Below are 234 nucleotides of genomic sequence, written 5' to 3'. Positions count from 1 at the left end.
GGCCACCAGCACGCGCCTGGCGCCGCCCTGCTTGAACAGCGACTGCGCCAGCTTGGTCATCGCGTTGCGCGAGGTGCGCTCGCTCATGCCGATCAGCACCACGCCATTGCCGGCGGGCATCACGTCGCCGCCTTCCAGGGTCGCGTTGCCGTGGTCCACGGTGGGATCGCCGTACCAGACCGGGAAGCCGGCGTTGGCGAAATCCGGATGGAACTTGTAGATGCAGGTGGTGAG

At 67.5% G+C, this 234-nt stretch carries 1 protein-coding gene; it reads right to left on the bottom strand.

The genetic code is table 11. From position 1 onward, the window contains the following. On the bottom strand, window positions 1-234 hold a 234-nt coding region (locus R0J87_RS24985; protein ID WP_498889720.1), incomplete at both ends, for an arginine deiminase family protein.

The sequence above is a fragment of the Halomonas sp. SIMBA_159 genome (assembly GCF_046536035.1).
Classification (GTDB): domain Bacteria; phylum Pseudomonadota; class Gammaproteobacteria; order Pseudomonadales; family Halomonadaceae; genus Vreelandella; species Vreelandella venusta_A.
The sequence above is the reverse complement of the archived record's forward strand: the minus strand, read 5'-3'. Positions and strand labels throughout refer to the sequence as shown.